Source organism: Mycobacterium sp. TH-M25, from assembly GCF_057473665.1.
This window is the reverse complement of sequence record NZ_JBYCLA010000472.1, coordinates 1-5,671: the sequence shown is the minus strand read 5'-3', so window position 1 is coordinate 5,671 and position 5,671 is coordinate 1. Positions and strand designations below refer to the sequence as shown.

6 protein-coding genes are annotated in these 5,671 nt (G+C 67.3%); 1 reads left to right on the top strand and 5 read right to left on the bottom strand.

From position 1 onward, the window contains the following. Positions 1-114 precede the first annotated feature (114 nt). Both AC2VOU_RS16060 and AC2VOU_RS16055 read right to left on the bottom strand, forming a co-directional pair. Positions 115-1,491: an FAD-dependent oxidoreductase gene (locus tag AC2VOU_RS16060; protein WP_486958268.1), complete on the bottom strand. Its 1,377-nt coding sequence runs from the start codon at positions 1,489-1,491 to the stop codon at positions 115-117. A gap of 206 nt (positions 1,492-1,697) precedes the next feature. Further along, entirely contained in the window at positions 1,698-2,408 is a 711-nt protein-coding gene (locus AC2VOU_RS16055; protein WP_486958267.1) for a pyridoxamine 5'-phosphate oxidase family protein, read from the bottom strand. A 37-nt stretch (positions 2,409-2,445) separates the two neighbouring features. Here AC2VOU_RS16055 and AC2VOU_RS16050 point away from each other — a divergent pair, with 37 nt between their 5' ends. Beyond that, the gene (locus AC2VOU_RS16050) at positions 2,446-3,783 is read left to right on the top strand and encodes an aminotransferase class I/II-fold pyridoxal phosphate-dependent enzyme (RefSeq protein ID WP_486958266.1); all 1,338 of its coding nucleotides are present in this window, start codon (positions 2,446-2,448) and stop codon (positions 3,781-3,783) included. Between the two features lie 294 nt (positions 3,784-4,077). Here the strand turns inward: AC2VOU_RS16050 and AC2VOU_RS16045 are convergent, their stop codons facing one another. Genes AC2VOU_RS16045 through AC2VOU_RS16035 form a run of 3 tightly spaced genes read right to left on the bottom strand, consistent with a single transcriptional unit; the run spans position 4,078 to position 5,557 of the window. Beyond that, positions 4,078-4,701, bottom strand: coding sequence for a maleylpyruvate isomerase family mycothiol-dependent enzyme (locus AC2VOU_RS16045; RefSeq protein WP_486958265.1), 624 nt, complete (start codon positions 4,699-4,701; stop codon positions 4,078-4,080). Continuing rightward, entirely contained in the window at positions 4,650-4,895 is a 246-nt protein-coding gene (locus tag AC2VOU_RS16040) for a PaaI family thioesterase (protein ID WP_486958269.1), read from the bottom strand. Before AC2VOU_RS16040 ends, AC2VOU_RS16045 begins: the two co-directional genes overlap by 52 nt. A 32-nt stretch (positions 4,896-4,927) precedes the next feature. After that, complete coding sequence (locus AC2VOU_RS16035; RefSeq protein ID WP_486958264.1) at positions 4,928-5,557, bottom strand: TetR/AcrR family transcriptional regulator; 630 nt, start codon at positions 5,555-5,557, stop codon at positions 4,928-4,930. Positions 5,558-5,671 lie beyond the last annotated feature (114 nt).

Here is a 5,671-nt window from a genome sequence, read left to right as displayed (position 1 = left end):
GGTGATGGTGGACAGTAGGTCGTCGAACGTTGTGGTCATGATGTCTTTCCTTTCGGCGTTGAGGAGCCCGCGCCGCTGGTTGGGAAGGCCGGAGGATGTCTTGCGGTTCTGGTGTCAAGCCGGCTGGGATGCGTTGGCAGCCAATGAATGCCGCGGTGGTCTTCGGAGGCCGGCGAGCAGGATTCGTGACAGCAGTGCCGGGTTCTGGAGTCGTGCCGGTGGGTCGATGAGGTTTCTTATCCGCAGGAGTTGCTCGGTGACGGTGATATCACGCGCGGCGGCCTTGACGGTTGCGTTTCGGATCAGTTCGTGAAGGCGGTGACGCACTGAACGCGATGATCCGTTGGCCACGCCGATGGCGAGGGCGTGGTTCATCGCCCATGTCGGCTCGATTCGTTCGGCTGTGGCGTCGAAGTACCGGCGGGAAAGGTCGCTGTCGCCGATTCGTAGGCAGTCACGCAGGGCCTGTGCCTGCATGACGGCCATTGTGATGCCTTGCCCGTGAAAGGGGTTGAGGTAGCACAGCGCGTCGCCGATTACGACCAACCCGGCCGGGAAACGTGGCATCCGGTCGTAGCGTCGCCACAGCGCGGCGGTGTTACGGGAGACCGCGACGTCCCCGACGGGCCTGGCGTCGCGGAGTCCGGCCATGATCTGTGTCGGGAAAATCCGCTCAGCTGCGGCGATTACATCGTCGAAGGTGGTCGGGAGTCTCATCGTATTGGCGTGGTCGGCAATAGCCAGCATCCAGGTGTCGTGTTCGGAGGCCAGCAGCACACCGGCCGGCTCTTTGCGCCCCCGGTCGATGAAGACCACGCGCTCGGTGATGCGTGGGTCGGTCATCCGTAGCAGTTGACTGGAGTAGCCTCCGGTTGGTCCTACCCGGTCTTCCGGCGCTGCGTCGAACCCGTGTTTTTCCAAGTAGGCCGGTGTGCGCGTAGCGCGACCCGTTGCATCGACGACGAGGCCGGCCTCCAGAACGGCCCGCTCGCCGGTGCTTCGGTTGACGGTGCGCAGAACGCTGACCGCGTCGGCTGTGCCGAGCAGGTCATCGGCGTCGTGTCGGTCGAGGATCGTGACGTTGTCCAGGGTGGTGACACGCCGGCGGACGTGAAACTCGACGAAGGGGCGACTGGCCTGGCAGAGCCGCAGGGGTTTGGGGTCAGCAAACTTTCCGGTGCGGTTCATCATGTACCCCCCGACCTGGGCGTGCGTCCGCGAGAGATCACCGTCGGCGATGACGGTGGCCCCGGCGGCGGCCAGTTCATCGACCAGCCGCGGGAACAGTTCATCGATGGCCTGTACGCCGCGGCTGAGGAGATGGTGCAGATGGCGTCCCTGCGGCACCCCTTTGCGCTGGGCGGGATGGTCGGGAAGGCGGTCGCGCTCCACCACGGTCACGGCTGCGTAGAACTCGGATAACACCCGCGCCGCCAGCAGCCCTGCCATCCCCGACCCCACTACCACGGCCTGCGTATCCGACTTGCCCATCGAGTCCCCTTCAGTCGTAGCGCGAGACACGCGACCCGCAGACGACCGACCATACAGCAAAATTAAGAATTTTAAAGCTCCATTGTGGAAATGGTAAGACGCGTGTCTTTCCTCCGCGCCGGCGCCACGGCCCGAGCCGGCCACCTCGATGGAGCTGGTGAAAGCGGTGGGGACTCCCTTCGACTGACCCGTTACGGTCGTCGACATCAAGCGATGGTGTCGGTTGCGCTCGGTCTGCGATAGGCCGAGACGTACGGCGGTACCGCGACTGCGGGGTCGAGGTCGTCGGCCGGTTTCGGGCTGCCGGCGGCCAGGGTGAGTGGGATGGTTCCCGCCCAGTGCGGCAGGTCAAGATCCTCGGGGTCGTCTACCGGCCCGCCGGTGCGCACTTTGGCCGAGACGTCGACGAGGTCGACGGCGAGCACACCGGTGGCGGCGAGTTCCCGGGCGTTCGGTGGCCGACTGTCGGCGGCGCGGCCGGCGGCGATGTGTTCGAGTATCGCGCGCAGTGCCCGCAGCTTCTCGGCCCGGTCGGTGACCGGTCGCGCGCTGCCCAGCACGACGACCGAGCGGTAGCTCATCGAGTGGTGCAGCCACGACCGGGCCAAGACCAGCTCGTCGACCAGGCTGATCGTGACGCAGATCGGCAAGCTCGACCGGGCCGTCGCCAGCATCGGGCCGGCACCGGTGGAGCCGTGCAGATACAGCACCTCACCGACCCGCGCGTAGGTCGTCGGCAACACGACCGGCCGGCCGTTGGTGACGTAGCCCAGATGGCAGGTGATGGCCTCGTCGAGGATGCCGTGCACGGTGGCGCGGTCATAGCGGGCCCGCTCCCGGTACCGGGTCGGCGTGGTGTGCGGGGTTGGTTGATACTGCCGCGCGGCGGAGGGTGACACGGGGTTTTCGGCCGACATCGTTTTCTCCTTATTGCACTAGTGCATAATAGGTCATGTGCCAGTACGATACCCCATTCGCGGTGGCGGTGCCGAGGAGATTTCGGCGACCGTCGAGGAGGCAATCTCCCGCGGCGACTTCGGCCCGGGCGACGCACTGCCGCCGATCCGAGACCTGGCCCCCCAGCTCGGGGTGAACCCGAACACCGTGGCCGCCGCCTACCGCCTGCTGCGTGATCGCGGCATCGTCGAGACCGCCGGTCGCCGCGGCACCCGGGTGCGGGACCGGCCGGCGACCACACCGCGGTCGATGCGCGCACTGGCCGTACCCGAAGGCGTGCGCGACCTGTCCACCGGCAACCCCAACCCGGCCCTGCTGCCGATCGCCACCGCGCAGCTCACGCTCGCCGGCCCGCGGCATCGGCGCGACCCGCTGCTCTACGGCCAGGCTGCCGTCTCCGCCGAACTGGCGAAGCACGCCCGTATCGCGCTGACCGCAGACGGCGTTCCGGCCGACCATCTCGCGGTGGTCTCCGGAACGCTGGACGGCATCGAGCGCGTCCTCGCCGCCCACCTGCGCCCCGGCGACCGGGTCGCCGTCGAAGACCCGGGCTGGCCGAACCTCCTCGACCTGCTCGCCGCGCTGGGCCTATCCCCTGAGCCGGTGGGTGTCGACGACGAAGGACCGCTGGAAGCCGACCTGGCACGAGCGATGCACCGCGGCGCGCGGGCCCTGGTGACGACCAGCCGAGCCCAAAACCCCACCGGCGCAGCCGTATCCGCACAACGAGCCGCCGCGCTACGTGGTCTGCTTGCCGAGCGGGCCGACCGCGTGCTGCTCATCGAGGACGACCACTGTGCCGATATCGCCGGCGCCGAGTTGCACACCCTGGCCGGATCCACCCGCCATTGGGCATACCTGCGGTCGAGCGGAAAGTCCTACGGCCCCGACCTTCGCCTTGCGGTGCTGGCCGGCGACCGGCGAACCGTCGAACGGGTCCACGGCCGGCTCCAACTCGGGTGCGGCTGGGTCAGCCACCTGCTCCAAGACCTCGCGGTGAGCCTCTGGCGCGGCCAGTCCGCAACCCGACTCGTGCAGAAAGCCCGAACCACCTACACCCGCAACCGAACCCAGCTGTGCACGGCACTGGCCGAGCGCGGGCTGACCGCGTCCGGGAAGACCGGAATCAACGTCTGGATACCGGTCCCCGACGAGACGGTCACCACGACCCGACTGCTCGCCGCGGGCTGGGCAGCGGCCCCAGGAACACGCTTCCGCGTCGCAAGCCCCCCGGCGATCCGCATCACCATCGCCGACCTCGACACCACCGAGATCAACCCACTCGCCGACGCCATCGCCGACGCAGTCCAAACCACCGGGCGGGCCGGCGTTTAGCGCGCCGCATCTGTAGCGTGACCAGTCAGTGACGATCGCGGGGATCGACGAAGCACTGGATCAGGCTGAGCAGTTGTGGGTGGGCGCCCTTTCCGCTGTGACGCCGGGCAATCTCGGCATGCCCAGCGGATGTGACGGTTGGACGAGCGGGCGCCAGGGGAACGACCAGGATCGCGCCGCTGACCTCCGCGACCAGCAGCCCAGTGGGCGGGGTAGAACATCGGATCGAATACGTTGTTATACGAATCGTCGCACCTGCTGACCGCCGGTTGACTGGACCGATCACATTTCGGCTCATTCGACCCGCCGCCTGAGTTCAGCATGTCCGGGTCCGCTCAGGTCGGCCAGGGCGGCGCAGCGTCCGCAGACCGCAAGCAACAGCGAGACCGCCGGCCCTTCGACCCACTCGCCGTGCCCGACGGCGATGTCGGTGTCGGTTGCGTGCAGTTCGAGTCCGGTCATCCGCGCCTTGGCGCCGGAGCGGCGATCGCGGGCCAGAAAACGCAGCGCCGCACCGACATGGGTGGTGACGTAGTCGTGGTCGATCCGCAGTGGCCGGCGGACGTCTTCGCCGTGAACGACGATCTCGATGACCCGGGTGATCGTCGGCTGCGGCGGCGACGCGGTGCAGTAGATCGCAGATTGCAAGGCGTCCAATGATTCTGCGGCCGGGCGGCTGCGCGCGAGGTCGATCTGCCGGTCGACGATGCGGTCTGGGCTGAATCCGGCGCGGAGGAATTCTCCGAAGAATCTCCAGCGGGACAACGTCGCGGTCGCCGCCAGGTGGGCCACGACGTCACGGATGTCCCATCCGGCGCACAACGACGGTGTGGTCCAGTCCAGATGCGGGTCGCCACTCAGATCGTCTACGAGGCCGGCACGTTCGGCGTGCACGTTCGCCCACAGCTCGGATCGCATGACACCAGTCTCGCGTGGACGAGCAACACAGTGGCCGTGGGCGACGAGGTTTGCGTCGGCAGCTCGCCTTCCAAGTAGGCGATGGTCGAGCCGGATCGGACCACGCGTCCTTCGCCAACGAGCGGCCCCGGTCGTGCGGGTGCGATGAAGCAGACGTTGAGATCGAGCGTCGAGCAGCGGAGGAACTGCCAAATCCGGTGGATGCGGCGGGTCTGCGTGGCGGCCGCTATGTGATCGGCGGGGACGGATCACGTGCGCCAGTTCGCGGAGGCCGGCCAGGAGCTCCGGCTCCGTTGACGATGGTGTCGACGACGGCCGTGATGTAGTCCGGTGGAGGCGCCTCGCCGCGCAGGATCAGCCGGAACCAGAGCGCGCCGCCAAGTAGGTCCATGATGGTTTTGGCGTCGGCGTCGGCTGCGAGTTCGCCACGCTGGACGGCCCGCTGGAAAATCGGCTCTTCCCGGGTGAGTCGATCGGCGAAGAACGAGGAAGCGAGGCAGGCGAGTTCCTGTCGGCGCGGGGCTGCGGCGAGGACGGTGACTGCGACGGGCGCCGTCTCCGTCCCGAGCAGCAGGCCGGCAACACTCTCCCCCAGTGCAACCAGATCACCGTGCAGCGTGCCGGTGTCGGGCATAGCGAATGTCAACAGATCGGAATCCAACAGCGCGGCAGCCAGCAGTGCGTCTTTCGACGACCACCAGCGGTAGATGGTGGTCTTGTTGACCCCAGCGCGCGCGGCCACCGCCTCGATGGTGAAGCCGTCGTAGCCCGACTCAGCCAGTAACTGCAGGGCAGCCTCGAAGGTCTCCTCGGCTTTGCGCGGCCCACGGCCGGTGCGGGTGCCAAGCGCGACCATTCTCGTATCTTACGACGTGTCGTTGCACTCTTAACGCCCTCTCAGTTAAAGATGTTTCGATAATAGAGTGATCGACGGTCATAGAGAAAGGCCGGTGTGGGCGAGGAAGGCGAA